Genomic DNA, 24761 nt, shown 5'->3' on the forward strand with positions numbered 1-24761 from the left:
GGCTTCCGGCGGAAAGTCGACCGCATGGCTGACCGACCCCGCCCTCGCCCTCCAAACACGACCCCGAATGAAACGCGCAGGCTAGCGTGTCGCGGCCTGGACGAGCCCCGCGACGGCTCGGGACCGACTGTGGGGCGGCCATGCGATCACGGTCGTGACCGTCGGTGCGTCCAGCACCGGCACGGCAGCGAGGCCGTCGAGGAGTTGGTCTCGGGCCGACACGTGTGCGATGCAGCAAGCGCGGCCGAGCGCGATCAGCTGGAGTAACTGCGCATGGTGCCGAACCCGCGGACCGGGGCCGTCCGGGTACGTGCCGTCTCGACCGGGCCAGCGTGGCAACGGCAGGCCAGGCAGCTCGGTGACTTCGGCCGACCGCACGTGCGTCCGGACGGTGAGGGGATGCCCGGCCGGCAGAATCACGACCTGTCCCTCCGAGCTCTTCGATGTCGAACCGGCCGTCGACTCGAACGGCCGGTGCAGCAGAGCCACATCGGCGCGGCCGTCGCGCAGCAGTCGTTCACTCTCGGCCGGCCCGCACAGGATCAGGTCGACGGTGACCGCATCGGGTTCGGCGGCGTAGGCATCGAGCAATTTCGCCAGTCGACCAGCTGTGCATGCAGGCCGAGTCGGAGATCGCCTCCGGCGAACCGGGCGAAGCAGCCGCCTGTCTGTGCGGCCTGACGGAACGGGTCCGCAACGAGTGGGGAGATCGTCGCCCCTGGTGCGCCGCGTATGGCAGGCAGCGGCGGACGGACTGCGCGATGCCGGCGATTTCGGCTCCGCGACCCAGCTCTACCAGGTTATTGGCGACGACCTCATCCACGGGGACGGCCCGGCCGAGCGGGCGGAACGCGCGGTCATCCGGCTGCGCCTCGCCGAGTGCCGGCTCGCCTTCGGTGAACTGGAGGCCGCTATCAGGGCGGTAGACGCGGCGGGCCGCACCGCAGCCGGATTAACACCGGACCTCGCGGCCCGCGTCGAGGCCGTACGCGTCGCGGTCGACACCCAGCTCTCGGCCCGCCTCGCGGACCCTGGGGATGTGGAGGCGTGACCGCCCGCTGAGCGGCCGCGATGTTGTTGACGCACGGCCGCCTCCCGCGGACGACCCAGAGAGGGGCCGCCAGTCTCGCGGAAACGGACGCGTAAGCACGAACCGCGCAGGCCGGGCCAGATGACGCTCGCAGCTCGGCGGTAGAGCCGCTTCACGAGCCAGGAGCTCATGCAGCGGAACCCCATGCCTCCATCAACTGCTCAGGCCCGTACGTCGCTGCCAGCCCGTCCACCGTGACCCCGGAGCGGGCCACCGCGACCAGCGGAGTGTCCTCGTCGGCACCGGGTACGGCTAGGGCGTCCCGGGCCAGCGCGGCCAGGGCGCGACGGTCGAAGGAGCCGCGCTCGTGCCACTTGATCGAGCCGACGAACCCGATCTCGCGCGCTGGCGACCGGTCTGCCCCCACCAAGTCCACTTCGGGATTGTTCGTACGAGGCCACCAGCCGCCCACTTCCTGCACCTGCGGCCACGTGTCGTCGGGGAACAGCCGGGCCAAGGACTCCCTCACGACGGGTTCGATCGCCCGCCCGCGCCATGAGGTCCACCCGCGTTCGATGGCATCGAGGACGATCCGGCTGCGCCCTCGCTCGATCTCCGGGATCCCCTGCTCCAGGAAGGCGAGCCAGAAACGGAGATAGGGGTCGGCGACCCGGTAACGGCGGTCGCGGTCTCCGGGGCGGGTGGAGAGAGGGGTGTCGACGGCGACGAGTCGTTTGTCGGCGAGGGTGCGCAGGGCGGGGTTCAGCGAGCCGGGCGGGAGCGGCCGGTCGGCAGTCCCGGCTTTCGCGGCGATCGTCCCGAAGGTCCGCTCGCCGCTGCCGATCACGGAGAGCACGTGCCTGGCTTGGAGGGCAGTGGGGAACTCGGCGACCAGTGCCCGCTCGGCGGAGACGAGGAGGGGCGAGGTGGGGTCGTCGAGGGCGCGAGCGAGGAAGTCGGTGCGGCTCTCGCCCTCCTGCCACTCCTGGCAGATGAGCGGTAGGCCGCCGGTGATCAGATGGGCGTCGAACGCCTCCGCGGCCGGGAGCCCGGTCATCGCCATGACCTCGGAGGGGGAGAGGGGCGCGAGGACCATCTCGACCCCTCGCTGGTGGAAGGGGTGGCCATAGGCGGAGAGCTGTTCCATCATCGCCAGGTCACTGCCGATGAGGATGAGCAGCACGGGTTTCCGGCTCAGTACCCGGTCCCACACGGTCTGCAGAGTACCCTCCAGGACCGGGTCGCCTTCGAGCATCCAGGGCAGCTCGTCGAGTACGACGATGCTGGGGGCGTCGTCCGGGAGTACGGCCGCGAGCTGACGCAGGGCGGTGTCCCATTCGGCGACGGTTGTGACGCCGGCGATGAGGGTGGTGTCCGGCAGTGAGGAGTCCCGGATCTCGGCGAGAAAGCGGGCCCGTTCTCGTTGGGCGTCCTCGCCTCGAGTGGCCTGGTGCACGACGTACGGCACCCGGGCGTGCTCACAGAAGAGATCTACGAGCCGCGACTTCCCGACCCGGCGTCGGCCGCGGAGCAGCAGGGCCCGGCCTCGCTGGTCGCCGCGGCCCTCGCGCACCCAGGCGAGGTGGCGGTTCAGGGCGGCCAGCTCGGATTTGCGGCCTACGAAGCCTGGCATGGGTCACCTTTCGAGGTTGCTCATCTTAAGCATACTCAAGTGAACCATAGTATGGTGAATATGAGTATCGGATTGAGGGCGCATTCGAGCTCGGCACGATCATGCCGATGTGGTGGTCGGTCACGGGATCCTCCGGGTGTCCGGCGTGCGTGTGGTCGTCGGTGACCGGGGGTCCGCTGCCCGCCGCGGCGGAGGGCGTGGTCAGGAGTCCTCGGTCAGGCCCTCCCAGTGGTCGGCGAGGGACGTGAGCAGGTGCATGATTTCTTCGCGTCGCTCGGGTCCGAAGGGCGCGAGGAGCCGTTCGTCGAGGCGGCGGGCGCGGAGGTTTGCCTCGTGGAGGGTCTGCTTGCCTTCCTCGGTCAGGTAGAGCAGCTTGCGTCGGCCGTCGTCGGCGGCCGTCCTGCGGACGATCAGGCCCCGGTTCTCCAGCCGCCGGGCGACGTCCGCCATCGTGGACGTGTCCAGGGCGACCGCCGACGCCATGGACCGCTGGTCGTGCCCCGGTGCCGCCTCCACGGCCTGGAGCACAGCGAACTGCGGCCCGGTGAGCGTCGGGTCGACGGCACGGATCCAGACCGCGAGGTACGCCTGGTAGAGGCGGCGGACCTGGTAGCCGGGCGCTGCGGTGAGCGCGGGCGGTGGTTCAGGCGGCGTGGACGTCGTGGTTGCGGTTTCGTCACCCATGGAGCCCACTTAAGCACGGCATTTGATCGGATCGGCAGTCCGGTCGGCCGTCGGGTCGGCAGTCCGGCCGGCCGTCGGATCGGCCGTCGGATTGGCAGCCGGTTGAGGGTCCTCCGCCTTCGGGAACTCGTACGCCGCCGCGTCAGCTCAGCATCGGGCGCAGTGCCTCGCGCAGGGCCGCGAGTGCGGTGGGCGGGTTGTCCCAGAACAGCATGTGTCCGGCGGCCGGGATCTTGGTCAGTACGGCCGAAGGCAGCAGCCGGGCCGCCTCCGCGGCGCCCTCCGTGGTGACGACGGGACTGTCCGCGCCGTACAGCAGCGCCGTGGGGCCGGGAACGGAGGGCCACCAGTCGAAGAAGTCCTCGTTCTCGAAGCCGCGGTGCGTGGCCGAGACGGCCTCCGTGTCGCAGCTCGCCAGCCAGCGGGCCCGCAGCTCCTGCTCACGGCGCGGCCAGCGCGGCCAGGACCGGGCCACCTCGTCCGCGTCGGTGCCGCGCCGTGCCTGTGCCAGCTGGTCCAGGAACGCGTCCAGGGTGGTGGGGTAGGGCCCTCGCCCGGGGCCGCTCATCGGTGGATCGCCCAGCACCGTGCCGCGTAGCCCCACCTTCGCCCGGACGGCGGTGACGGCCGCGATCCGCGCGCCCATGGAGTGTCCGAAGAGGATCGGCCGGTCGAGGCCGAGACCGGTGACGACGGCTTCGGTGTCCTCGGCGTACTCCTCCAGTCCGTACGAGCCGCCGCCGTCGGACAGCCCGCGACCGCGGACGTCGACGATCAACGGTCGTACGAGATCGGTCAGTTCGCGCGCCACGAAGTCCATGGTGACGGCGGGGCTGGTGATGCCCGGCAGCACGATGAGCGGGACGCCGTCACCACCCGAGTCGTAGTCAAGGACGTGCAGACGCGTGGCGCCCGAACGCACCCAGCGACTGGTGGCGGAAACGTCGGCGAGATCAGCGAGCGCGAGCTGAGCCAGCAGTCGGGTGGGTGGTGGCGGGGGTGGAGGCGAGGGTGGGGGCAGGGGCTGGGGCGGGGTCATGCGGTCCTCCGTAGTCCGTCGAGATACGAGACGGCCTCCTTGAGGCCGATCACGTCGCCGTACTTGGCCTGGATGTCGAAGAGGTTCGCCTCGTGCGGACCCGGCGCCCGGTCCCCGACGCACTCGCGAGGCACCAGCACCGAGAACCCGGACTGCACGGCGTCCACTGCGGTGGCCCGTACGCAGCCGCTCGTCGTCGCCCCGCACACCAGCACCGTGTCGCAGCCGGCCCCGGTCAGCAGGGCGGCCAGGGAGGTGCCGAAGAACGCGGAGGCGCCCTTCTTCACGATCAGGTGGTCCTCCGATGCCCGCGGCAGCCGCCGATCGAGTGCGACCTCCTCGCTGCCCTCGACCATGCTCCGCATGCCCGGAACCTTGTCCAGCCAGGTGACGGCGTCGCCACTCGCCTCGGCCGGTGTGTAGGCGATCGTGGTGAACACGACCGGCGCCCCGGCCGGACGCGCCGCCGCGATCAACTCGCCCGTGGCACCGACCACGTCGGTGAGATCGGCCCCCGAGGGGAAGCCCGCCTCGGTGAAGCCTCGGGTGAGGTCCACCACGAGGACGGCCGGCCGGCTGCCGCGGCGCACGGGCGCGCCGAATCCCGCCCGCTGGTAGGTCCGCTCGGTCTCCCGTCCGTACCGCGCGCCGCTCATGACGCCCTCCGCAGGGCCCGCAGCGCCCGCAGCTCCCGCGCCTGGGCGCCCAGGCGGCCGAGCAGCCAGCCTTCGAGGAGGCCGAACGCGAACGCCCCGGCCACCAGGCCGTACTTCGCGGCCGAAGGGCCGAGCAGCATCGCCAGGCCGTCGAGGTCCGAGGCCGGTGCGAGGGCCGGCCGCGCCGCGGCGGGAGCGGTCGCGGACGAGAAAGGCGCGGACGAGAAAGGCGCGGACGAGAACGGCGCGGACGAGTAAGGCGCGGACGAGAACGGCGCGGACGAAGGGGCCGCCTCGGGCAAGGAGGTCCCGGCGATCCGGTCCCTGTCCCTCTCCCTGTCCCTCTCCCTCTCCCTGTCCCGGTCCCTGTCCCGGTCCAGCAAGCTCCCCAGGTTCCGCGCGAACTGCTGGAGGATCCGGTCCGACACCGTGACGATCGCGCCCTTGCCGAACTGGACGATCTTGCCGCGGATCACCAGGTCCGTGGAGAGCTGGAGCAGTGCTCCCTCGGGCGCCGCGAGCACCTCGAGCGAGACCTCGGCCTCCGCGTCCCCGCTGCCGTGGATGTCGGCGCCTCTGGCCTGCGCCCGCAGCCGCCGCCGCTCGGCATCGACCTCCAGGAAACGTACGGTGCCGGCGTAGGAGGCGCTGATGGGACCCACCCGGATCTTCACCTTGCCCCGCCATGCGTCGCCGTCCTGCCCGTCGAGTGCGGCGCCCGGCATGCAGGAGGCGACTCGTTCGACGTCGTTCATCAGGGCGAAGACCTCGTCCGGGGAGGCCTCGACCAGCACCGAGTTGGTGAGCTGCATGGGTCAGTGCTCCTTGCTGTCACAGGGCTGAGCGCAGGTCTGAGCGCGGGTCTGAGCACAGGTCTGAGAGCAGGTCTGAGCGCGGGCCCGCCGCCGAGCCGTCGCGCACCCGTCGATCGCCTCGACGATGGTCTGGTAGCCGGTGCACCGGCACAGGTTGGCGGCGACCACCTCGCGGATCTCCTCCTTGGTCGCCTCCGGCCGCTCGGTGAGGAACCCCTCGGCGAGCATCAGGAACCCGGGCGTGCAGAACCCGCACTGCAGCGCGTGGTGCTCGCTGAACGCCCGTTGCAGATCGCTCAGTTCACCACCAGAGCCGCTACCCAGCGACTCGACCGTGCGGATCCGGGCCCCTTCGGCCTGCGCCGCGAACATCAGGCAGGCGCGGACGGGCGCGTCGTCGACCAGGACCGTGCAGGCTCCGCAGATGCCGTGCTCGCAGCCGACGTGCGTGCCGGTCAGCCGCAGCTCGTGCCGCAGTACGTCGACGAGGGTGCGGCGGGGCTCGGTGACCACGTCGTACTGCTCGCCGTTGACGTCGAGGGTGATGAGCTGCAGCTTCGGCTGCACCGTCACGGCGTCGTTGTTCATGAGGCTCACGAGGACAGCTCCAGGTTCAGGGCGCGGTGCACGGTCTCGGGAGTGACCGGCGTGTGGTCGAGCTCGATACCCGTGGGGCGCAGGGCGTCGTTGACGGCGTTGAGGACGGCGGCGGGCGCCCCGATGGTGCCGCCCTCGCCGACGCCCTTCGCGCCGGTCTCGGTGAACGCGCTGGGTGTCTGGAGGTGGTGGATCAGCACATCGGGGATTTCGTGGGCGGTGGGCACCTTGTAGTCCATGAAGCCGGTCGCCGACGGCTCGCCCTGGGCGTCGTACGTCACCTGCTCGAACAGCGCGCCCGCGATGCCCTGCGCGATGCCGCCCCGGCACTGCCCGTCCACGACCTGCGGGTTGATGGCGACACCGCAGTCCTCGACGCACACGTACCGCAGGATCTCCACCTGCCCGGTGCCCTTGTGGAGTTCGACGACGCAGCCGTGGGTGGCGTTGGAGAAGGTCCCGTCGGTGAAGACGTCGAAGGTGGCGGTGACCGACAGGCCCGGCTCGATGTCCTTCGGCAGCAGGTGGGCCCGGAGGTAGGCGATGTCGGCGATCTCCTCGTAGGTCAGGACATCCTCCTCGTAGGTGAGGACATCTCCCTTGTAAGTCAGGTCGTCGGGGGCGTCGCGGCGGCGGGCGGCGCCGTCCGACAACTCCACTTCTTCGGGGGCGACGCCCCAGCGTGCGGCGGCGATGGCGCGCAGCTTGTCGCCCAGCTTCGCCGAGGCGAGGCGTACGGCGCTGCCGCCGATGGTGATGGAGCGGCTGGCGAAGGTGCCCCAGCCGTAGGTGATGCGGTCGGTGTCGCCCTGATGCATCCTCACCTTGGCGATCGCGAGGCCGAGTTCGTCGGCGACGATCTGCGCCATCGTCGTCTCGTGGCTCTGCCCGTGGTTCATCGTGCCGGTGGTGAAGGTGACCGCGCCGCTGGTGTCCATCCGCATCTCGGAGATGTCGAATCCGGGCACCACCTGCATCTTGCGCTGCGCGAAGGCCGCGGAGCCGTACCCGGTGCGCTCGCTGAAGCACGAGTAGCCGATGCCGAGGTGCCGTCCCTCGGCCGCCGCCGCTGCCTGCTTCTCGTACCAGCCCTCCTCCCGGACGAGCCGCTCGCACAGGTTGAGGGACTCCAGGTAGGAGCCCGGGTCGTAGGTGATGTTGTTGACGCCCGTGTAGGGGAAGTCGGTGATGACGTTGCGGCGGCGGATCTCGACCGGGTCCAGGCCCAGTTCGCGGGCGGCGCGCTCGAAGAGCCGCTCCACGACCATGACGTACTGCGGCCGGCTCACGCCGCGGTACGGCCCGGTGGGCGCCTTGTTGGTGGTGACCGCCCTGCCCCGCACCCGGTACGCGGGCACCTTGTAGACGCCGGGCATCTCGGCGGACGCCATCAGCGGCTCGATGCCCGCCGTGAAGGGGTAGCAGGAGTACGCGCCCATGTCGCAGACCACGTCCGCGTCGAGCGCGAGGATCCCGCCCTCGGCGTCGAAGGCCGCGCGCGCCCGGTAGTGCTGCTCCCGGGCGAGGAACGACGCGGACAGGGCGTCCTTGCGGTCCTCGATCCACTTCACCGGCCGCCGCAGCCGCAGCGCGGCCGCCGCGGCGGCGATCTCCTCGCGGCCGACGACGCACTTCTGGCCGAACCCGCCGCCCATGTCGGGCACCACGACCCGCACGGCGCGCTCATCCAGCCGCAGGCTCCGGGACGCCACCGTCCGTACCTGGTGCGGGATCTGGGTGCAGGTCTGCAGGACGAGCTGTTCCTCGCGGTCGTCCCAGTGCGCCACGACGCCCCGGGTCTCCAGCGGCAGCGCGTTCTGCCGTCCGGTCCTCGTGTCGACCTCGACGACGCAGGGCGCGGACTCGAAGACCTCGTCGATGCCGTCCGTCGCGAAGAGCGAGACGTCCACCAGCGTGTTGTGCGCGGCCTCCGCGTGGACGAGCGGGGCGCCAGGGGCGAGCGCCGCCTCCTCGGACGTCACCGGCGGCAACGTCGTGTAGGAGACCTTCGCCGCCTCCAGGCCGTCCTCCGCCGCGTACGCGTCGCGTGCTACGACGACGGCGATCGGCTCCCCGACGTAGCGGACCTTGTCGCGGGCGAGGACCGGCATGGCCGTCGGGACGAACTCCGTGAGCGGGCGCCCTAGTTGCGCGACGATGTCGCCCAGCGCCAGGTCGTCGGCCGTGAACGCCGCGATGATGCCCGGAACTTCGCGTACCGCCGAGAGGTCCACCGTGGCGATCTCGGCGTGGGCGACGGTGCTGCGCACGAACTGGGCGTGCAGCATGCCGGGCAGCGCGATGTCGTCGACGAACCGGCCGCGCCCGGACAGCAGCCGCGGATCCTCACGGCGGGGAACCGCCCTGCCCACCAGCTTCCGTTCACTCATCGGGACACTCATGGCGCCATGGCCTCCTCACAGGCACGCCGGACCAGGGTCCGGACGAGTTGCTTGCGGTAGTGCGTGCTGCCGGACGCGTCGGCGGGCGGTTCGACGGCCTCCGCCGCGGCGGACGCGCAGGCCTCGAAGGAGCCGCCGGCGGCCAGTACGGCCTCCGCCTCGGGCACGCGGACGGCGGCGGACGCCACACCGCCGAGCGCCACCCGTCCGGAGCGCACCTCGCCGTCCGCCACGTCGAGGTCGACGGCGGCGGCCACGAGGGCGAAGTCCCCGCGCCGCTCGGCGAACTCGGTGAGCGCGGCATGCGGCGCGGGACGCGGGAAGACGGTCTCGACGAGGAGCTCGTCCGGGTCGAGGGCCGTCGTGTAGTAGCCGAGAAAGAAGTCCCCGGCCGCGATCCTCCGCTCTCCCCGGGGACCGCGTGCCACGAACTCGGCGCCCAGTGCCACCGCGAGCAGGCACCACTCGGCGGTGGCGTCGCCGTGCGCCATGCTGCCGCCGACAGTGCCGCGGGTACGGATCGGGAGGTGCCCGATCCAGCTCATGGCCTTCTTCAGGACCTCGAAGCCCGCCCCCAGCACCCCGTCCGGGTCGGTCTCCACCGTGTGGTGGGTGGTGAGCGCCCCGATGCGCAGGCCGCCGCCGGAGTCCCGGTGCAGCCGGTCCAGTTCCCGCAGTCCGCCGATGTCGACGAGGTGCCGCGGGCGGGCCAGCCGGAAGTTCATCATCGCGACGAGGCTCTGCCCGCCGGCGATGACCTTGGCGTCGTCACCGAGCTCGGCCAGCAGCCGCGCGGCCCCGTCGACGTCGCGGGCCCGGTGGTACTGGAAGGGGGCGGGCTTCATGGTCCTCCTGTCGGGCGTTCCGTACGGGTCGTGCCTTCACGGGGTCCTGCGTCGTGCCGTCGCTCCCGGGTCCGGTGCCGTCGTACCCGCGTGCGATCGGCACCTCAATCGGTGCGTCAAGGTGCGTCAAGGTGCGTCAATCGGTGCCTCAGAGGACCGCCCGCTCGGGGACGTCCCCACGCACGAGGGCCGGCGACGCGTCGACGTCGGCGTCGGCGTCGAGGTTGCGGCCCTTCGTCTCCGGCGCCGCGACCGCCATCCACACGACGGCCAGCAGCACGGCGATCCCCAGCACCGCGAAGGTCATCGGCAGCCCCAGCACGGGCCACATCAACGAGCCGAAGAGCATCGGGGCGAACCCGGTGAGCGCCCGGCTGACCGACGAGGCCCAGCCGAAGCCGCTGGCCCGCAGCTCGGTGGGGTACAGCTCCGAGGCATACGCGTACAGGACGGGAATGGTGAGCTGGATCAGGAAGCCGAAGACGGCGATCGCCACGACGGAACCGGTCGGCATGTCCATCACCAGCGCGAACACGACCAGCGCCAGGGCCGCGACGGGCGCCGAGACCCCGATGAGCCACTTGCGGCCGACGATGTCGACGAGGGCCGTGGACACCAGCACACCGACTATGCCGACACCGCTCATGAGGGTGGTCTTCATGAAGGCCGCCGTGTCACCGAGGCCCTCGTCCCGCAGGATCGACGGCATCCAGCTCAGGGCCGCGTAGTACACCAGCATGATCGTGGCGAACAGCAACCAGGCCGCGGAGGTGATGCGCGGGCTGAAGCGCCAGATGCGGCGCAGCTGCTCGGCCGCGGCGGCCAGTCCGCGCGGCCCGGTCTCGGCGACGGGCTCGGGAATCACATACGGCACGACGGGGGCGCCGGTGCGGGCGACCAGATCGTCGATGACCTCCCGGGCCTCCGCCTCGCGGCCCTTCTTCGTCAGGTAGACGGGCGACTCGGGGATGCCGCGGCGCGCCCAGAACAGCAGCAGCGCGGGCAGGGCCATCGTCGCCAGCATCCACCGCCAGTTCCCGTCGACCGACAGCAGCGCCGTCGAGACGAACCCGCACAGCGTGACGCCCACCGGCCACCACACATCGAGCCCGGTCAGTATCCGGCCCCGGTACTTGCGCGGAGAGAACTCGCTCACCAGCGCGTAGTCCACCGGGATACAGCCGCCGAGGCCGATGCCCGCGAGGAAGCGCAGCGCGAGGAACACGGAGTACGTGGGGGAGAGGGCGCCGAGGACGGAGAACAGGGCGAAGATCAGCAGCGTGACGCTGAAGGCCTTCTTCCGGCCGATCCGGTCCGCGACCGAGCCCCAGGCGATGGCACCCACGGCCATGCCGACGAGGTTGGCGGTGGCGACGAGCCCGCGATCGCCGAGCGAGAGGTCGAAGTGCGTCCCCACGAGCGGCATGAGGAAGCCGTTCAGGGCGATGTCGTACGCGTCGAAGAGGTAGCCGAGGCCGCCGATGATGAAGATCTTGCCCTGGACGGACCATTTCCAGGGGAGTTCCTGAACGATCTGATCGCCTGTTTTCACGTTCGCTCCACGGTGTTGCGTATCGGATCCGTGCCGCACCTTTGCGGACGCGGTGCTCGGGGCTCCGGCGTGCGGACCGGGTGGGAGAGGGGGTGGCGGTCGCAGGGAAGGGAGGGAAGGGGGAAGGGAGGTGGCAGTCGCAGGGAAGGGGGAAGGGAGGTGGGAGTCTCAGCGGGCGAACTGGTAGGAGAACGCGCCGAGATCCGGATCGTTGAGCGGAGTGCCCGACCACAGCCAGTCGTAGGACAGGTCCGACTCCCCGTCGAAGTTCTTGAGCTTCTCGTCCCTGGCCCGCTGCTCGGGGCCGTCGGGCAGGTGGTAGAAGTCCTTGTTCCGCAGCGACGCGTCCTGGACCATTCCGGCGTGCTTGGCGCGCCGGTCGACATAGCGCCGCAGCGCTCCCTCGACTCCGGCGGCCGTGACCGCGCCGAGCTCCTCGGCCAGCACGGCGGCGTCCTCCATGGACTGCGAGGCGCCCTGCGCCTGGTAGGGGAGCATCCCGTGGCAGGCGTCGCCGAGGAGAGCGACCCGGCCGTCCATCCACACCGGGTCGCGGCGCCGGTGGTGGAGCGCGAAGGCGGAAACGTCCTCCTTCGCCTTGGACAGCATGGCCGGCACCCGGTCGTCCCAGCCGGGGAACGCGTCCACGAGGTCCTGCGCGGTCGCGGGCACGCTCCACTTCTCGGCGACCTCGTCCGTGCAGGGCACGCAGGCCACGACGTTGAGGTACTCGCCGCCGCGGACCATGTAGTGCACGAGGTGCCGGTCGGGCCCGTACCAGATGGTGCTCTGGAAGCGGTCCACGAGCCAGCGCGTCGCCGGGTCGGCGGCGATCAGCTCGCCGGGTATCAGCGCCCGGTAGGCCATCTCGCCGGAGTACTGCAGCGTGTCGGGGAGGCCCATCAGGTCACGTGTCCGTGAGCGGATGCCGTCGGCGCCGATGAGCACGTCGCCGACGTGGCGGCGCCCATCCTCGGTGACCGCCACGGGACGCTCGGGGTCCGTACGGTCAAGTTCGACGACCCTGCTCCCGGTGTGCACCTCCACGACGGGGCCGGGGCCGGACGGGTCGACGCACGCGTCGAGCAGCATGCGGTGGAGATCGGCCCGGTGGTAGTGCCAGTAAGGGGCGTTGAACTCGTCCTTGCAGCGCTGCCCCAGCGAGGTCAGGCCGATGACGCTGCCGTCCTTCCACCGGCGCCGCACCTGATCGAGCGGCTCGGTGCGGATCGCCTCCATCTGCCGGCGCAGCCCGAGCCCCATCAGCACCCGGCTCGCGTTGGGCGCCGTCTGGATGCCCGCGCCGACCTCGCCGAGTTCGGCCGCCTGCTCCAGGACAGAGACCCGCAGACCGCGCTGCCGCAGGGCCAGCGCTGCGGTCAGCCCGCCGAGACCTCCCCCGACGACAGTGACTTCGTACGACTGACTGGACGCCACTCTTCCTCCAACTCGCGGGGCACGTACGGGACTTCCTGCGCGGGCCGATCGGTCAGCCGCCGGTGAGCTTCCCGCCGGTGACGACCTCGACGTCGTCGACGGTGACGGTGCAGCCGCGCATCGCGATGTCGAGGTGGGCGTACGACTCACGCCCGAGGACGGGGTGCGGGCCGGTCGACCACAGGAAGTTGCCGGCGAAGGCGCGGGCGTCCATGCCCATCAGGTCGTCCTTGCCGTACATCGCCGTGGCGAACCAGTCGGCCGTACGCATCAGGCCCCAGCCCATGTGGGAGAGACTGCGCGCCCACTGGTCCCGGGCGTCCTCGAAGAACGTCGACAGCAGCTCGGCCTCGGCGCCGCCGGACACCTTCTCGATGTGCCCGCCCGAGATCTGCAGGGTGACGGGGGAGCGGACGTACTCCTTGAAGGGCAGCAGGATGTCGCCCTCGGCGAGCACGATCTGCCCGTCGGAGATCTCCGGCCAGCACATCACCATCGTGCTCGGCCAGTGGTCCCAGCGGCCTGGATCGTCGGCGAAGCCGCACTGGAACTCCGGCTTCGATCCGGCGAGTTGAACGGTCAGGTCGGTACCCGCCTCCGAGGTGACCCGCATGACGGACGACCGCTTGAGCAGATCGACGCCCTCCAGCACCTCGGCCTTGTCGCCCTCCTTGGGCAGATTGCGGATCAGCACGTCGGGGGCGTCGCAGACGAAGATGATGCGGGTGCCGGCGCGCAGGATCTCCTGCTGGACCGGCGCGTGGATGAAACCCTCGCGCGTCAGGTCGACGACCAGGTCGGCCGACTTCAGCAGGTCCTGCGCGGTGCTGTCGTTGAGTACGGAGACCAGGCCCGGGCCCGCACCGGTGTGGGTGCTGGGCATCGGCGCGGGGCTGCCGCCCGGCACGGTCGCGGCGATGACATGTGCCCCGCACGCCTTGGCCGCGCCGAAGGCGGCCGCCACGTAGTCGCCGCGGCTGCCGGGCTCGGACAGCACCACGACATGCTCGCCGCTGCGTACCTTGCACAGGTGCAGCTCACGTGTGAAGGCGTCGAGCAGATCGACGGACGAAAGATCGAACACGGGCTTCCTCCCGGTTTGCTGACGGGTTCCCGTCGCGCTCCTCGCACCGGAAACCGGGCATGGCGCAGCCGTGCTCCGGGCACGGCGATCGAAGGGGGACGGGAGCGGTGGGCAGGCTGGAGACGCGCCGACCGAGATAATCCGAACACGTACTATCTCGGCTTGGCAAGAGGGCGTGCGCCGAGTTAACACGGTTCTTTCGTGACGGACCGTAAGCGCGCGGGAGCCGCCGCAGGCTGGTGCCGGGGCTGGTCGTCCGGGGTCGTCCAGTCAGGCGTTGACGGCCTTGAGGAGCACGGACGACAGCATCTCGGGCGCCGACAGGAACGGGGAGTGACCGGTCTCGAGCGTGTGCTGTTCAAAGGGGGTGCCGGGAGCCACGGCGTCCAGCTGTCCGATGGAGGCGTCCTGAGCGGCGACCGGGACGGCGCGGTCGAGGGTGCACCGGATCCACGTGCGTGGCACGGTGCCCCACCGCTCTGCCGTCGGCTGTGCGGGGTCGCTGTACAACCGCACGGGTGCGTCCGGTGACAGCAGCCGTGTCGCGGCATCGGCGGTGTCGTCCGGGACGTCACCGTAGAAGCATTGCCGGGCGGTCGACCGGTAGCCGGCGTCAGGCGAATTCCAGTTGATGCGTACGGCGCCCGTGCTGCCCGGATCGCCTATCGGCAGAGCGAGGAACAGCGAGTCGCTGAACGCGGGAGTCGCCGCGTCCTCGAACACGGTGCGGCCCGGCGCGGGGGCGAGCGCGGCGAGGTAGACGAGCCGCGCGATGAGGTCCGGGACGGCTTCGCCCACGTGGCCGAGCGTCACTCCGGCCAGGCTGTGACCGACGACGACCACCGGGCCGAACGCCGCGTGGAGCGCGCGGACGGCCTGCACCGCGGGCTCGGAACAGTCCGCCGCGCTGAGCCCCGCCAGCGGTGAGGCAGCGGTGGCCAAGGCGTCGAGGTCCTGGGTTCTGTAGGCGTCGGGGACCGGGGCCTGCAGCCCGTGCCCGGGGAGGTCGATGGCGAGCACCGGATGACCGGCGGCGGCCAGCGCGGTCGTCACCGGTTCCCAGCACCATGACCCGTGCCAGGCGCCGTGCAGCAACAGGATCGGAGGACGAGGGGACGGACTCGACGGCATGACGAGCCTCCTGATTCCGGGGGTTGGGGCGCTGGACGGGCTACGGGCTTTGCGGCACCCCGCTGATGAGTTGGCCTGGAGTTAATCCGGGTACGTACTATCGGGGCAATGCCTGTGCGTCCGTGTTTACGCAAACGTCACGTGGCCGTGTGCGGGATCGCCGTGCAGGCCGGGTCGGACACCTGTGAGCGACCCGACGATGTCCGCGTCAGGGGTGGCGGTCGGCTTCGCTCGTCGCGTTCTGGACGGTGAGGAGCCGCACCCGTGAACCGCGTACAGTTCCCGGTCCACTGCCGCGTGCCCGCGCCGGCCGGCGTAGACCAGGTAGACGGCGACCTGGGCATTTTCGATCCTGCCCGCGGTGCCGGTGTACTGGCGCTGGACGCCGACCGTGCCGGTGCCCTTCTTCACGTCCCCGGTCTCGTCGACCACCAGTACCGCCTTGTCGTCGTGCAGGTGGTCCACCACGTAGTCACACACATCGTCGCGGACCCGGTCGGCGTCCCACTTGGCCCGCCCCAGCAGATGCTGCATGCCGTCCGGGGTCCTCTCCCCGGCCCATTCGGAGATGGTCCAGCAGTTCTTGCGCGGCAGGTCCGACAGCAGTCCGAGCACCAACTTCCGGACCCGGAACCGGGGTTCGACCCGTGTGAACCGTCCCGCTATCCGGCTCATCAGGCCCTCGAACGCCTCCTGCCAGCGGGCAGGGTCTACGCTGTGACCTGCGGCCACCGCGTGATCGTTTGTCTTCACACACCGATGATCAACGGGTGGCCGCACCCGTCTCCACAGCGCGTCGGGGTCGCGCAGCGTCCGCCCGCCGTCCTGTGTCAGGAGGACATGTGCAACGTGGCGAAGTCTGGTGGGTGGAGTTCGACGAGCGGCGGCCGGTCGTGCTGCTGTCGGGAGACGACGCGTCCGGGATCCGGGTGATGCAGGTCGTCGCTCGGGCGGGTGTCGACATCACCGGTCTGGGCGTCGAAGTGGCAGTAGGCGCCGTGGAAGGACTGCCCTTTGAAGGCGTGCTTCGGTTCGCGTTCCCGCGTCCGGGCTTCACCCCTTGCACGTGGCTGACCACCGTGTCCCGGGACGACCTGATCGAGCGGGCGGGCGCCCTGTCCTCCGCGAAACTCAGCGAGATCGAGAACGCCCTCCGTCTCGGTGAGCAGGCGAAGGAGTGGACCCCGGCGACGACCGCGAAGCTCAGCGAGATAAGGAACGCCCTCCGTCTCGGTGGACTCGGGTAGGCGGAGAAGGAAACGAACGCCCGCGACAGCGTGGTCGGTCTCGTCCAGATGATCGACGCTGCCAGCTGCCTCCTCGGCGCCCCTCACGATCGAGATCACGAACTACGGCTGGAATACTAGTGATGGGAGGGCCCCGCCGCGACGGCGCGCTCTCGAATTGCGGTCGACTGGCACAGATCGGGCGCGCCGCCGCCGAGAGGGAGGAGCGCTAGGGTCCCGGCGTCAGCCAGTGCGTCCAGGCGGCCATCGATACTGCCCAGGTGCTTTTCGATGCGCTTCAGCGGAGGATCTCCGACCAGCACCTCCAGGTCCACGGTGTAGGTGAGTGTTTCAACTGCGCCCTGCGGGCCGTGGGCATCCACGGTGACACCGGATACTGCGCCCGCTCCACCTGCTCCTTCCACAGGCACAGCAACCCACTCGCCCTCAGCACCTCATCCGCCCGATCAATCGTCCGAGGCGACGGAATCCTCCGCCCCTGCTCGAACGACGCGATCGTGGACGCCGAATAGCCGAGCCGCTTCCCGAACTCCTCCCGCTCCATCCCCTCCCGTACCCGCAGCGTCTTCATGGTCTGCCCGAACGCCGTGACGACGCCCCGCCCGGCATCGTCCTCCGGCCGCCGCGCGCCCCTGTCGTCGTTCTCCCAACCGTCCCCGAGGCTCACGACCGCCTCGTCGCCGCCGCCCGCTACCACGTCGGCCCCCGCCGTAACATCCGTCATTGACCACCGCCTCCCCGGCCCACGCCCCCGCAGGGAACGCCGTAACGCCGCGCGCCTCGTACCCGTACCGACACCGCGCGTACAGCCGGTCCACGTCGGTGCGTCACCACTGGTCACGCTACGCCACCAACGGGACCGTTATCGGCATGACGACCAAGCCCGACAGCCCCACCACCCCCACTCAACTCACCGCTCCCACCCCGCACTTGATCTCCACCCCCGAACCGCACGACGACCGCACCTTTGAGATGCGCTTCACCTCCACACCCCGCGGCGCCCGCCTCGCCCGCCGTCTGACGGCCGTACGCCTGGACGCATGGGGCATCCCGTACGACGCCGCACCCCACGACGAGATCGTGCTGATCGTGGCCGAGTTGACCGCGAACGCCGTGCGGCACGGCCACGTTTCAGGTCGCGACTTCCACCTCCGCGTGCATGCCCCGGCCGACGGCCGCACTGTCCGTGTCGAGGTCACCGACACCCGCGCCGAACGCATCCCTCGGCGTCCCGCCGTCCCGGGGCCTGCCGGTACCGAAGAGACGGGCCGCGGGCTGCTCCTCGTATCGCGTCTCGCCGCGCGCTGGGACTGGCACCCGCGCCCCGACGGTCCGGGCAAGACCGTCTGGGCGGAGTACCTCCTCCCCGGGAGAACAGCCTGTGGCGATCGGGCACGGGACTGACGCGGTCAGCTGGTCTCTTGGCTGACCAGCCGGTCCAGCATGCGTTCCAGGGGTATGTCGGCCTCGGCGTTGGCGAGCGCGGCGGCGTCGGTGAGACGGTTGCGCAGGACGCCGTTCGGCAGGACGTACGGGTCGCTCATCCGGCCGACCGGCGCGTCTCGGGTCGGTGGCGGGCCAAGGCGCGGGCAGCCATCTCCTCGGCCGAGAGGGTGCCGCGTACATAGGCTGCGGCGTCCTGGTCGGAGGCGGCAGTCGGCCGGAGGCCTTCGGCCGCGAGGGAGCCTGTGGCCGATTCGGCCGCCTCACTGCGAGCGGCGCGTTCTGTCAGGCTCTCGTAGGCCTCGATCGAGAGCAGTACGCCTTGCGCCTTGCGGTGGGCGCCGATCAGTACCGGCTCCGCCTGCGGGCCGGCCTCGGCCAACTCGGCCAGTATCCGCGACAGGCCGCTCCGGGCGTCGCTCACGGTGATGATCTCTGAGCGGCGCTGCTCACCACCACCCCAGCATGGTGGAAGACATCGACCATGCCTCGACCTGGTCACCGCCGGAGCCGATTGCTTGCCACCCCACAGGACCTCCCTCCTCCCGAGGCAGGCAGCCGCGTCTCGACACCGCGCCGAAGGTATGCGCTCCGCACCTGTTTCACGGCGCCGGTACGGCACCGATCTGCTGCATGACTCCGAGGAGGTCGGGCTGGCCTCGTTCACCGACAATCCGGCCGTCGGCCAGGTAGTAGAAGTTCATGGCCTGCACCGAGACCTTGTTGCCGCTCGCAGGGATGCTGAAGAACTCACCGTCGTGAGTACCGCGCATGGTGAACCGTGCAGCCACTGTGTCGCCTTCCGCGATCATCTCCTCCAGGGTCCACTGGACGTCCGGGAGTCCGCTGCGCATCATCCCGATGACTTCCATGTAGCCCTCGGGGCCTCGGAGCGGTTCCGGGTGACTCGGTGCGTGAAACACCGCGTCGGGAGAAATGACCTCGCGGGCAAGATCCTCGTTGGCCGTGTTGATGAACTCGACGAAGCGGTTCATCACTGACTCGACAGATTCCGGCGGCATCATTCTCTACCTTTCAGGGAGGTCGGTGGCAATCCCATCTACGGTAACATCGAAACGATGTATACATCGTTTCGATGCGGCTGTGGGATACTGAGGGCATGCTGGAACTAGCGATACTGGGCTTCCTGGCCGAGGGCCCCCTGCCCGGACACGAGCTGCGCCGCCGGGTCTCGCAGCTGACCGGGTACACGCGGCCGGTCAGCGACGGCAGCCTGTATCCGGCGATCAACCGCCTCGCCAAGGCGGACCTGCTGGAGCGGTGCGCCGACCCGGGTGCGGGCGCAGCGCGGTACGTACTGAGCCTGACCGACGCCGGGCGCACCGAACTGCTGAAGCGGCTGCGCAGGCCGGCCGACCACGAGATCACCGACTTCACCCGCTTCTTCACCATCCTGGCGTTCCTCTCCCACCTGCCCGACGTGTCCGAACAGCATGCGGTGCTGCGCAGACGGCTGGAGTTCCTGGAGGAGCCGGCGAGTTTCTTCTACGACGGTGACAGGCCGCTGCGAGCCGAGGAGGTCCCGGACCCCTACCGGTGCGGCATGCTGCTCACCGCCCGCGCCATCAGCAGCGCCGAACGCGCCTGGCTGCACAGGGTTCTGGATGGCGACGAGCCCACCGAGAGCCAGGAATCGGTCAGACCTGTTCGAAGTGGAACGCCTTGATGAAGCAGTCGCGGGGCTGGGCGACGGCGAAGAGGATGCACTCCACGAGTGACTGCGCGGTGAGGGCGTCCTTGGCCTCGCGCGGTGTGGTCTCCCATTCCTCGGAGAGCGGGTCAGGGTTGTCGAAGTCGGGCGGGTAGAGGGAGATCACCCGGACCCCCTGGGGCCGCAGGCGCTTGGAGAGGATCTCGGCGAACCCTGCCTGGGCGCTCTTGGCCGCGTAGAAGGCGTCGTGCGCGTCCGAGCGGTGATGACCGGCCGTTCCGCAGGCGGAGACCATGGTCACCACGTCCGGCTTATCCGAGTTGAGTAGGAGAGGGAGGAAGTTCTTCACGGTCAGGACGGTGCCGGTGGCGCCGGATGCGATGGTGTCGACGATGTCGGTGTCGGAGGCGGATGGGAGGTCTGGTCCTTCGAGGTAGCGGGAGCCGTTGTTGATCAGCACGTCGATGCGGTCGGTGTGCCGGGCGACTCCGGCAGCGAAGTCGCGGATCGAGGCCGGGTCCGTCAGGTCGCAGGCGGAGGCGTGGACCTGCTGGTGCCCTCGACCGTGAATCTCGTCGCGCACACGTTCAGCGGCGGCGAGAGTGCGCGCGGAGAGGAAGACCTCGGCGCCGAGGTCCGCGAGACGGAGGGCTAAAGTGCGTCCAAAATCGCGGCCGGCTGCGGTAATGACCACGCGGTGATCGTCGAATCTCATGTCGGTACTCCTGGTTCGTAGATCGGAGGTTGTGGTGAAGTGCGGCGGCTGACCTCGGCGGCGTAGGCGGCCCAGTCTCCAGCGGCGGCTCGCTGCCGTTTGACGGCGACGGCGACGGTGATGTCGATGCCGAGGGTGCGGGCGAGGACCGCGGCGGGCAGATTGGTGGCGAGCTGGAACAGCGCGGTCGAGCGGGCTGCCGCGAGCCGGATGCCGAGTTGCGGAGCCGTCGGCCCATGGCCGGAAGGGCCGCTTTCGGCCACGGCTGTCCATAACCCAACAGTCGGCCAGGACTCGGCTGTCCCCCCAGACGCGTGATCAATAGCCTTGTGGGACAGGCTCGTTACCCACCCCAGGGAGCTCCATGGCCACCGCACAGCAGGTCCCCGACATCCTCTCGCCCGAGTTCGCCGCCCATCCCTACCGGGCCTATCGCGTGATGCGGGAGAAGGCTCCTCTCATCTGGCACGAGGCCACCCAGAGCTACATCATCTCCCGCTACGAGGACGTGGAGCGCGTCTTCAAGGACAAGAACGGTGAGTTCACCACCGACAACTACGACTGGCAGATCGAGCCCGTGCACGGCAAGACGATCCTCCAGCTCAGCGGGCGTGAGCACGCGGTGCGGCGTGCGCTCGTCGCGCCGGCCTTCCGGGGCAGTGACCTGCAGGAGAAGTTCCTGCCCGTGATCGAGCGCAACTCGCGTGAGCTCATCGATGCCTTCCGGCACCGCGGGGCCGCGGACCTGGTGGGGGACTACGCGACCCGCTTTCCCGTCAACGTGATCGCGGACATGCTGGGGCTCGACAAGGCCGATCACGCACGGTTCCACCAGTGGTACACCTCGGTCATCGCCTTTCTCAGCAATCTGTCGGGGGATCCTGACGTGGCCGCGGCCGGGGAGCGGACGCGGGTGGAGTTCGCCGAGTACATGGTTCCGATCATCCGGGAGCGCCGCGAGAACCTCGGTGACGACCTGCTGTCCACGCTGTGCGCCGCCGAGGTCGACGGCGTGAAGATGAGCGACGAGGACATCAAGTCCTTCTGTAGTTTGCTGCTCGCGGCTGGTGGCGAGACCACCGACAAGGCGATCGCCAGCATCTTCGCCAACCTGCTGCTGCATCCGGAGCAGTTGGCGGCCGTGCGGGAAGATCGTGGTCTGATCGCACGTGCCTTCGCCGAGACGTTGCGCTACACGCCGCCCGTCCACATGATCATGCGGCAGTCGGCGGCCGAGGTCGCGCTCAGCGGGGGTACCGTCCCGGCCGGTGCCACCGTCACCTGTCTGATCGGTGCCGCCAACCGGGACGAGGAGCGGTATCAGGACCCGGACCGCTTCGACATCTTCCGGGACGACCTGACGACGACGACCGCCTTCTCGGCCGCCGCCGATCACCTTGCCTTCGCTCTCGGCCGGCACTTCTGTGTCGGGGCCCTGCTCGCCAAGGCCGAGGTCGAGATCGGGGTCGGCCAGCTCCTCGACGCCATGCCGGACGTGCGGTTCGCGGACGGGTTCGACCCTGTGGAGCAGGGGGTTTTCACCCGGGGGCCGCAGTCATTGCCGGTGCGGTTCACGCCCGTCGCCGGCTGACCGCCGTACGGAGAAAGCCGTACGGCGAAAGTGGCGGGCAGGTGGGCTCCGTACGAGGGCTCCGTACGAGGGCCCCCGCCGCCGGCGCGCTACTGCACCACCGGCGTGAACCGCACCGGCAACGACGTCAGCCCGCGCATCCAGATGGACGGGCGCCAGGTCAGCTCCTCCGGGTCCACCGCCAGGACCAGGTCGGGCAGCCGCTCCAGCAGCGTCTCGACCGCCGTACGGGCGATGACGTCGGCCAGCAGCGGGGCCGGGTAGGGGCAGCGGTGCTCCCCGTTGCTGAACGACAGGTGCGCGGCGTTCTCCGACCCGACGTGCCCGTCCGGCCAGATCTGCGGGTCTGTGTTGGCCGCGGCGAGGCCGAGTACGAGGCAGTCGCCCGCGCGGATCTGCCGTCCGCCGAGCTGGGTGTCGCGCACGGCCCAGCGGCCGATGAAGTTCTGCGTCGGCGTGTCGAGCCACAGCACCTCGTTCAGTGCCTCGCCCACGCTGAGCCGGCCGCCGGAGACGTTCAGGGCGAAACGCTCGTCGGTGAGCAGCAACCGGAGGGTGTTGCAGATCCAGTTGGCCGTCGGCTGCTGTGCCGCGGCGATGACGGAGATGAGGTCCTGGACGACCTCCTCGTCGGTGAGACCGGCCGGGTGCTGGAGCATCCGCGAGGTGACGTCCGGGCCGGGTTTCTCCCGCTTGTCCTTCACCAGTTGCTGGATCCGCTCGCCCACCCGGCCGTACGCGGCCACCGGGTCGTCGCCCTCCGCCGCGTCGAGGGAGATCCGCAGGTCGTCCACGAGCCGCTGGGTGTCCGTACCGGTGTGCGGCATCCCGCACATCTGGACCGCGGCGCGCATCGGCAGGGCGTGCGCGTACGCGCTCATCAGCTCGGTCTGGCCGCTTCCGGCGAACGACGTGATGAGCCGGTCGGCGATCTGCTCGCACTCGCGGGCCAGTTCGAACTGATCGACTCCCGAGAGCGCCTCCGTGATCACCCCCGCCCGGCGCCGGTGTTCCGCGCCCTCGGTGAACAGCACCGACGGCTGGTATCCGACGAAGGGCAGCAGAGGCCAGTCCGAGGCGATGTTCTCCCACTGGTTCCAGCGGCGCGAGTCCCGGGCGAACAGTTCGTCGTGACCTGTCACATAGCTGACCTCGGAGTAGCCGAGGACCAGCCAGGCGGGGATGTCCCCGTCGAGCAGAACGGGCGCCACCGAGCCGTGCTCCCGGCGCAGGGTGCGGTACAGCTGCGACGGTGTCTGCTGGTACTCCAGACCGGCCAGGCGTACCGCGCCCGCGTGGGCGGGGCAGCCCGGGGGAGCCGCGTGCGGGGCGGAGGTTCCGGCGTCGGTCACGGTGTCATCTCCGTCATCTCCGGGTGCTCCGTGTTCTCCCGGGTCATGGCCAGTTCGTAGAGGTGGTTCACGAGGGTGATCAGGACGTCCTTGCCCGACGATCTGACCCGCGCGTCGCAGTCGATCAGCGGCACGTGCCCGGGCAGGGCGAGTGCCTGGCGGATCTCGTCCAGGGAGTGTCTGGAGGGATCGTCGTCGAACCGGTTGACGGCCACGACGAACGGCGTCCGATGGTGTTCCAGCCGGTCTATCGCGTACCAGGAGTCGTCCATCCGGCGCGTGTCGACCAGGACGACCGCGCCGAGCGTTCCGGAGAAGAGCCGGTCCCACAGGAACCAGAAGCGCTCCTGCCCCGGAGCGCCGAAGAGGTAGAGGACCATGCGCTCGCTGAGGCTGATCCGTCCGAAGTCGAACGCCACCGTCGTGGTGGTCTTCGCCGCCACCCCGCTCGTCTCGTCGACGCCGACACCGGCCTGCGTCATCACCTCTTCGGTGTTGAGCGGCCGGATCTCGCTGACCGAGCGGACCAGGGTCGTCTTGCCGACCCCGAACCCGCCCACGACGACGATCTTCAGGCCGGTCTCGGCAGCGTCGGCCAGGGGCGTACGCCGCGAAGGCAGCTCAGAGGTTGCGGAGCCCATGGAGCACCTCCTGGAGAAGGGCGGAATCGGGGAGCGAGGCGACGGACCGCGCCGCGCGCGGGTGGCGGGCGGTGATGCGGCTCGTGGCGAGCAGGTCGCCGAGCAGGATGCGCACCACCGTGATCGGCAGCTTCAGCTCCGCTGCGATCTCGACCACGGCCGTCGGATGCCGGCACAGGTCGAGGATCCGAGCGTGCTCCGACTGCATCCCGGCGGTGGGCTCGCACTCACTGACCACCAGGGTGACCAGATCGAACGAGTCGTCCGCACGGCTGCGTCCGCCGGTGACCGTGTAGAGCCGGTCGGGATCACCGGTGTCCACGGGCCTGCGCGTCACGACGAGGTGCCCCCCTGGGTGGGTTGGCGGGGCTCGGCCCGCAGATGCTCGCCGATCTGCTCGACCAGCTCGGTCATCTGGTGACCCACCACCCCGGGGTCGGCGTTCTCCTCGGCGACGACCGCCAGATGCGCCCCTTCGCCTGCCTCGACGATGAACAGCAGGCCGCCGTGGAACTCGGTCATGGAGTGCCGGACACCGCCGGATCCGTCGCCGAACTCGACGGACGCGCCCTGGGCGAGGGCCTGGATACCCGAGCAGATCGCCGCCAGCTGATCGGCCTGGTCGAGCGTCAGGTGCTCGGTCCAGCACAGCTTCAGGCCGTCCCGGGACAGGACCAGGGCGTGCCGCGTGCCGGGAGTGCGCTCCAGAAGGCTCTGCAGGAGCCAGGTGAGGCTGTTGTCGGTGGTCTGCATGGTGGGTGATGGGGCGGTTGTGCCCGGCTGTCCGGTCACCGACCCGTTCCTCCAATCTCATTGAAGTCGAGCGGGGGCGTGGGCGCCGGGGCCCCGGGCGCCGTACGGGAAGGGCATGGACTACGGGGTGGACGGTGGCTCGGGGGCGGGGCGGGCCTCGGGGGCGGGGCGGGTCTCGGCTCCGCGATGGGCCTCGGAGCGGGGAGTCGCGTCGGATCCGTGATGGGTCGGGGAGTCGGGAGTGGTGTCGGATCCGTGATGGGTCGGGGAGTCGGGAGTGGCGTTGGATCCTTGGTGGGCCCGGGAGCCGAGGCGGGCCTCGGAGCCCCCTGGGGCCACGGACCCGGTGCCGCCGCTGCCTGACTGGCGTCCGCGATGGAAGGCACCGAAGCGCGCACCCGCGTCGCGCGCCGCCGAACGGCCGCCCGCCCGGCCCTCGTCC

Annotated in this window: 26 protein-coding genes and 4 pseudogenes; 5 read left to right on the plus strand and 25 right to left on the minus strand. The window is 70.2% G+C overall.

The window, feature by feature from the left end; translation table 11 throughout:
* Nucleotides 1–81 precede the first annotated feature (81 nt).
* Nucleotides 82–603 (minus strand): annotated as a pseudogene (locus CLM62_RS30740) (LysR substrate-binding domain-containing protein); the annotation flags it as partial.
* A 118-nt stretch (nt 604–721) separates the two neighbouring features.
* Between CLM62_RS30740 and CLM62_RS30745 the strand changes: the two are divergent.
* A complete protein-coding gene (locus CLM62_RS30745) occupies nt 722–1051 on the plus strand; it encodes a hypothetical protein (RefSeq protein ID WP_257004192.1) in 330 nt (109 codons plus the stop codon).
* A gap of 166 nt (nt 1052–1217) precedes the next feature.
* Here CLM62_RS30745 and CLM62_RS30750 read toward each other — a convergent pair whose 3' ends face one another.
* From CLM62_RS30750 to CLM62_RS30810, 13 genes and pseudogenes are all read right to left on the minus strand, one after another.
* On the minus strand, nt 1218–2663 hold the full coding sequence (locus CLM62_RS30750; RefSeq protein WP_095753159.1) for a DUF234 domain-containing protein: 1446 nt from the start codon (nt 2661–2663) through the stop codon (nt 1218–1220).
* Between the two features lie 201 nt (nt 2664–2864).
* Nucleotides 2865–3347: a MarR family winged helix-turn-helix transcriptional regulator gene (locus CLM62_RS30755; RefSeq protein WP_095753187.1), complete on the minus strand. Its 483-nt coding sequence runs from the start codon at nt 3345–3347 to the stop codon at nt 2865–2867.
* A 142-nt stretch (nt 3348–3489) separates the two neighbouring features.
* On the minus strand, nt 3490–4386 hold the full coding sequence (locus tag CLM62_RS30760; protein ID WP_095753160.1) for an alpha/beta fold hydrolase: 897 nt from the start codon (nt 4384–4386) through the stop codon (nt 3490–3492).
* Nucleotides 4383–5042 (minus strand): isochorismatase family protein, encoded by a 660-nt coding sequence (locus CLM62_RS30765; RefSeq protein WP_095753161.1) that lies wholly within the window; start codon nt 5040–5042, stop codon nt 4383–4385. Before CLM62_RS30765 ends, CLM62_RS30760 begins: the two co-directional genes overlap by 4 nt.
* Nucleotides 5039–5854, minus strand: coding sequence for an SRPBCC family protein (locus tag CLM62_RS30770; protein ID WP_095753162.1), 816 nt, complete (start codon nt 5852–5854; stop codon nt 5039–5041). The genes CLM62_RS30765 and CLM62_RS30770 overlap by 4 nt, the downstream gene beginning before the upstream one ends.
* Before the next feature lie 3 nt (nt 5855–5857).
* The gene (locus CLM62_RS30775) at nt 5858–6445 is read right to left on the minus strand and encodes a (2Fe-2S)-binding protein (RefSeq protein ID WP_095753188.1); all 588 of its coding nucleotides are present in this window, start codon (nt 6443–6445) and stop codon (nt 5858–5860) included.
* Nucleotides 6446–6450: 5 nt separating this feature from the next.
* On the minus strand, nt 6451–8844 hold the full coding sequence (locus CLM62_RS30780) for a xanthine dehydrogenase family protein molybdopterin-binding subunit (RefSeq protein WP_257004193.1): 2394 nt from the start codon (nt 8842–8844) through the stop codon (nt 6451–6453).
* Between the two features lie 8 nt (nt 8845–8852).
* Nucleotides 8853–9701: a xanthine dehydrogenase family protein subunit M gene (locus CLM62_RS30785; protein ID WP_095753164.1), complete on the minus strand. Its 849-nt coding sequence runs from the start codon at nt 9699–9701 to the stop codon at nt 8853–8855.
* A gap of 148 nt (nt 9702–9849) precedes the next feature.
* Nucleotides 9850–11253 (minus strand): MFS transporter, encoded by a 1404-nt coding sequence (locus CLM62_RS30790; RefSeq protein ID WP_095753165.1) that lies wholly within the window; start codon nt 11251–11253, stop codon nt 9850–9852.
* A 168-nt stretch (nt 11254–11421) separates the two neighbouring features.
* Complete coding sequence (locus CLM62_RS30795; RefSeq protein WP_095753166.1) at nt 11422–12690, minus strand: FAD-dependent monooxygenase; 1269 nt, start codon at nt 12688–12690, stop codon at nt 11422–11424.
* A gap of 52 nt (nt 12691–12742) precedes the next feature.
* On the minus strand, nt 12743–13774 hold the full coding sequence (locus tag CLM62_RS30800) for a hypothetical protein (RefSeq protein WP_095753167.1): 1032 nt from the start codon (nt 13772–13774) through the stop codon (nt 12743–12745).
* 270 nt (nt 13775–14044) lie between these two features.
* Nucleotides 14045–14905, minus strand: coding sequence for an alpha/beta fold hydrolase (locus tag CLM62_RS30805; protein WP_095753168.1), 861 nt, complete (start codon nt 14903–14905; stop codon nt 14045–14047).
* Nucleotides 14906–15133: 228 nt separating this feature from the next.
* Nucleotides 15134–15580: pseudogene (locus tag CLM62_RS30810) on the minus strand (transposase); the annotation flags it as partial.
* A gap of 167 nt (nt 15581–15747) precedes the next feature.
* On the opposite strand from CLM62_RS30810, the gene CLM62_RS30815 reads away from it, so the two are divergent.
* Nucleotides 15748–16152, plus strand: coding sequence for a type II toxin-antitoxin system PemK/MazF family toxin (locus CLM62_RS30815; protein ID WP_095753169.1), 405 nt, complete (start codon nt 15748–15750; stop codon nt 16150–16152).
* Nucleotides 16153–16519: 367 nt separating this feature from the next.
* Here the strand turns inward: CLM62_RS30815 and CLM62_RS30820 are convergent.
* Nucleotides 16520–16876 (minus strand): annotated as a pseudogene (locus tag CLM62_RS30820) (helix-turn-helix domain-containing protein); the annotation flags it as partial.
* Between the two features lie 146 nt (nt 16877–17022).
* Between CLM62_RS30820 and CLM62_RS30825 the strand changes: the two are divergent.
* Entirely contained in the window at nt 17023–17556 is a 534-nt protein-coding gene (locus tag CLM62_RS30825; protein ID WP_179382289.1) for an ATP-binding protein, read from the plus strand.
* A gap of 5 nt (nt 17557–17561) precedes the next feature.
* On the opposite strand, the gene CLM62_RS52080 is transcribed toward CLM62_RS30825, so the two are convergent.
* The 3 genes from CLM62_RS52080 to CLM62_RS30835 form a co-directional block, all read right to left on the minus strand.
* Nucleotides 17562–17696, minus strand: a complete 135-nt coding sequence (locus CLM62_RS52080) for a hypothetical protein (RefSeq protein ID WP_257004194.1) — start codon at nt 17694–17696, stop codon at nt 17562–17564.
* On the minus strand, nt 17693–18019 hold the full coding sequence (locus CLM62_RS30830; RefSeq protein WP_257004195.1) for a type II toxin-antitoxin system Phd/YefM family antitoxin: 327 nt from the start codon (nt 18017–18019) through the stop codon (nt 17693–17695). Before CLM62_RS30830 ends, CLM62_RS52080 begins: the two co-directional genes overlap by 4 nt.
* Before the next feature lie 178 nt (nt 18020–18197).
* Complete coding sequence (locus CLM62_RS30835; RefSeq protein ID WP_257004196.1) at nt 18198–18620, minus strand: ester cyclase; 423 nt, start codon at nt 18618–18620, stop codon at nt 18198–18200.
* A gap of 95 nt (nt 18621–18715) precedes the next feature.
* On the opposite strand from CLM62_RS30835, the gene CLM62_RS30840 reads away from it, so the two are divergent.
* Nucleotides 18716–19282 (plus strand): PadR family transcriptional regulator, encoded by a 567-nt coding sequence (locus CLM62_RS30840; protein WP_095753172.1) that lies wholly within the window; start codon nt 18716–18718, stop codon nt 19280–19282.
* Here CLM62_RS30840 and CLM62_RS30845 read toward each other — a convergent pair.
* A complete protein-coding gene (locus tag CLM62_RS30845) occupies nt 19254–19982 on the minus strand; it encodes an SDR family oxidoreductase (RefSeq protein ID WP_095753173.1) in 729 nt (242 codons plus the stop codon). The genes CLM62_RS30840 and CLM62_RS30845 overlap by 29 nt on opposite strands.
* Nucleotides 19979–20245: a hypothetical protein gene (locus CLM62_RS30850; RefSeq protein WP_179382290.1), complete on the minus strand. Its 267-nt coding sequence runs from the start codon at nt 20243–20245 to the stop codon at nt 19979–19981. The genes CLM62_RS30845 and CLM62_RS30850 overlap by 4 nt, the downstream gene beginning before the upstream one ends.
* Nucleotides 20246–20346: 101 nt before the next feature.
* Here CLM62_RS30850 and CLM62_RS30855 point away from each other — a divergent pair, with 101 nt between their 5' ends.
* Entirely contained in the window at nt 20347–21573 is a 1227-nt protein-coding gene (locus CLM62_RS30855; RefSeq protein ID WP_095753174.1) for a cytochrome P450, read from the plus strand.
* 89 nt (nt 21574–21662) lie between these two features.
* Here CLM62_RS30855 and CLM62_RS30860 read toward each other — a convergent pair whose 3' ends face one another.
* The 5 genes and pseudogenes from CLM62_RS30860 to CLM62_RS50815 all read right to left on the minus strand — a co-directional run.
* The gene (locus CLM62_RS30860; protein WP_095753175.1) at nt 21663–22925 is read right to left on the minus strand and encodes a cytochrome P450; all 1263 of its coding nucleotides are present in this window, start codon (nt 22923–22925) and stop codon (nt 21663–21665) included.
* A complete protein-coding gene (locus CLM62_RS30865; RefSeq protein WP_095753176.1) occupies nt 22922–23566 on the minus strand; it encodes an ATP/GTP-binding protein in 645 nt (214 codons plus the stop codon). The genes CLM62_RS30860 and CLM62_RS30865 overlap by 4 nt, the downstream gene beginning before the upstream one ends.
* The gene (locus tag CLM62_RS30870; protein WP_179382291.1) at nt 23547–23903 is read right to left on the minus strand and encodes a DUF742 domain-containing protein; all 357 of its coding nucleotides are present in this window, start codon (nt 23901–23903) and stop codon (nt 23547–23549) included. The genes CLM62_RS30865 and CLM62_RS30870 overlap by 20 nt, the downstream gene beginning before the upstream one ends.
* A complete protein-coding gene (locus CLM62_RS30875) occupies nt 23900–24358 on the minus strand; it encodes a roadblock/LC7 domain-containing protein (RefSeq protein WP_095753178.1) in 459 nt (152 codons plus the stop codon). Before CLM62_RS30875 ends, CLM62_RS30870 begins: the two co-directional genes overlap by 4 nt.
* An 81-nt stretch (nt 24359–24439) precedes the next feature.
* Nucleotides 24440–24761, minus strand: a pseudogene (locus tag CLM62_RS50815) (hypothetical protein); the annotation flags it as partial.

The organism is Streptomyces sp. SA15, assembly GCF_002291145.1.
GTDB lineage: Bacteria > Actinomycetota > Actinomycetes > Streptomycetales > Streptomycetaceae > Streptomyces.

Coding starts and splice junctions, on each gene's coding strand:
- CLM62_RS30750 (WP_095753159.1), bottom strand. CDS start 2,663: ATGCCAGGCTTCGTAGGCCGCAAATCCGAGCTGGCCGCCCTGAACCGC.
- CLM62_RS30755 (WP_095753187.1), bottom strand. CDS start 3,347: ATGGGTGACGAAACCGCAACCACGACGTCCACGCCGCCTGAACCACCG.
- CLM62_RS30760 (WP_095753160.1), bottom strand. CDS start 4,386: ATGACCCCGCCCCAGCCCCTGCCCCCACCCTCGCCTCCACCCCCGCCA.
- CLM62_RS30765 (WP_095753161.1), bottom strand. CDS start 5,042: ATGAGCGGCGCGCGGTACGGACGGGAGACCGAGCGGACCTACCAGCGG.
- CLM62_RS30770 (WP_095753162.1), bottom strand. CDS start 5,854: ATGCAGCTCACCAACTCGGTGCTGGTCGAGGCCTCCCCGGACGAGGTC.
- CLM62_RS30775 (WP_095753188.1), bottom strand. CDS start 6,445: ATGAACAACGACGCCGTGACGGTGCAGCCGAAGCTGCAGCTCATCACC.
- CLM62_RS30780 (WP_257004193.1), bottom strand. CDS start 8,844: ATGAGTGAACGGAAGCTGGTGGGCAGGGCGGTTCCCCGCCGTGAGGAT.
- CLM62_RS30785 (WP_095753164.1), bottom strand. CDS start 9,701: ATGAAGCCCGCCCCCTTCCAGTACCACCGGGCCCGCGACGTCGACGGG.
- CLM62_RS30805 (WP_095753168.1), bottom strand. CDS start 14,905: ATGCCGTCGAGTCCGTCCCCTCGTCCTCCGATCCTGTTGCTGCACGGC.
- CLM62_RS30825 (WP_179382289.1), top strand. CDS start 17,023: ATGACGACCAAGCCCGACAGCCCCACCACCCCCACTCAACTCACCGCT.
- CLM62_RS52080 (WP_257004194.1), bottom strand. CDS start 17,696: ATGAGCGACCCGTACGTCCTGCCGAACGGCGTCCTGCGCAACCGTCTC.
- CLM62_RS30835 (WP_257004196.1), bottom strand. CDS start 18,620: ATGATGCCGCCGGAATCTGTCGAGTCAGTGATGAACCGCTTCGTCGAG.
- CLM62_RS30840 (WP_095753172.1), top strand. CDS start 18,716: ATGCTGGAACTAGCGATACTGGGCTTCCTGGCCGAGGGCCCCCTGCCC.
- CLM62_RS30845 (WP_095753173.1), bottom strand. CDS start 19,982: ATGAGATTCGACGATCACCGCGTGGTCATTACCGCAGCCGGCCGCGAT.
- CLM62_RS30855 (WP_095753174.1), top strand. CDS start 20,347: ATGGCCACCGCACAGCAGGTCCCCGACATCCTCTCGCCCGAGTTCGCC.
- CLM62_RS30865 (WP_095753176.1), bottom strand. CDS start 23,566: ATGGGCTCCGCAACCTCTGAGCTGCCTTCGCGGCGTACGCCCCTGGCC.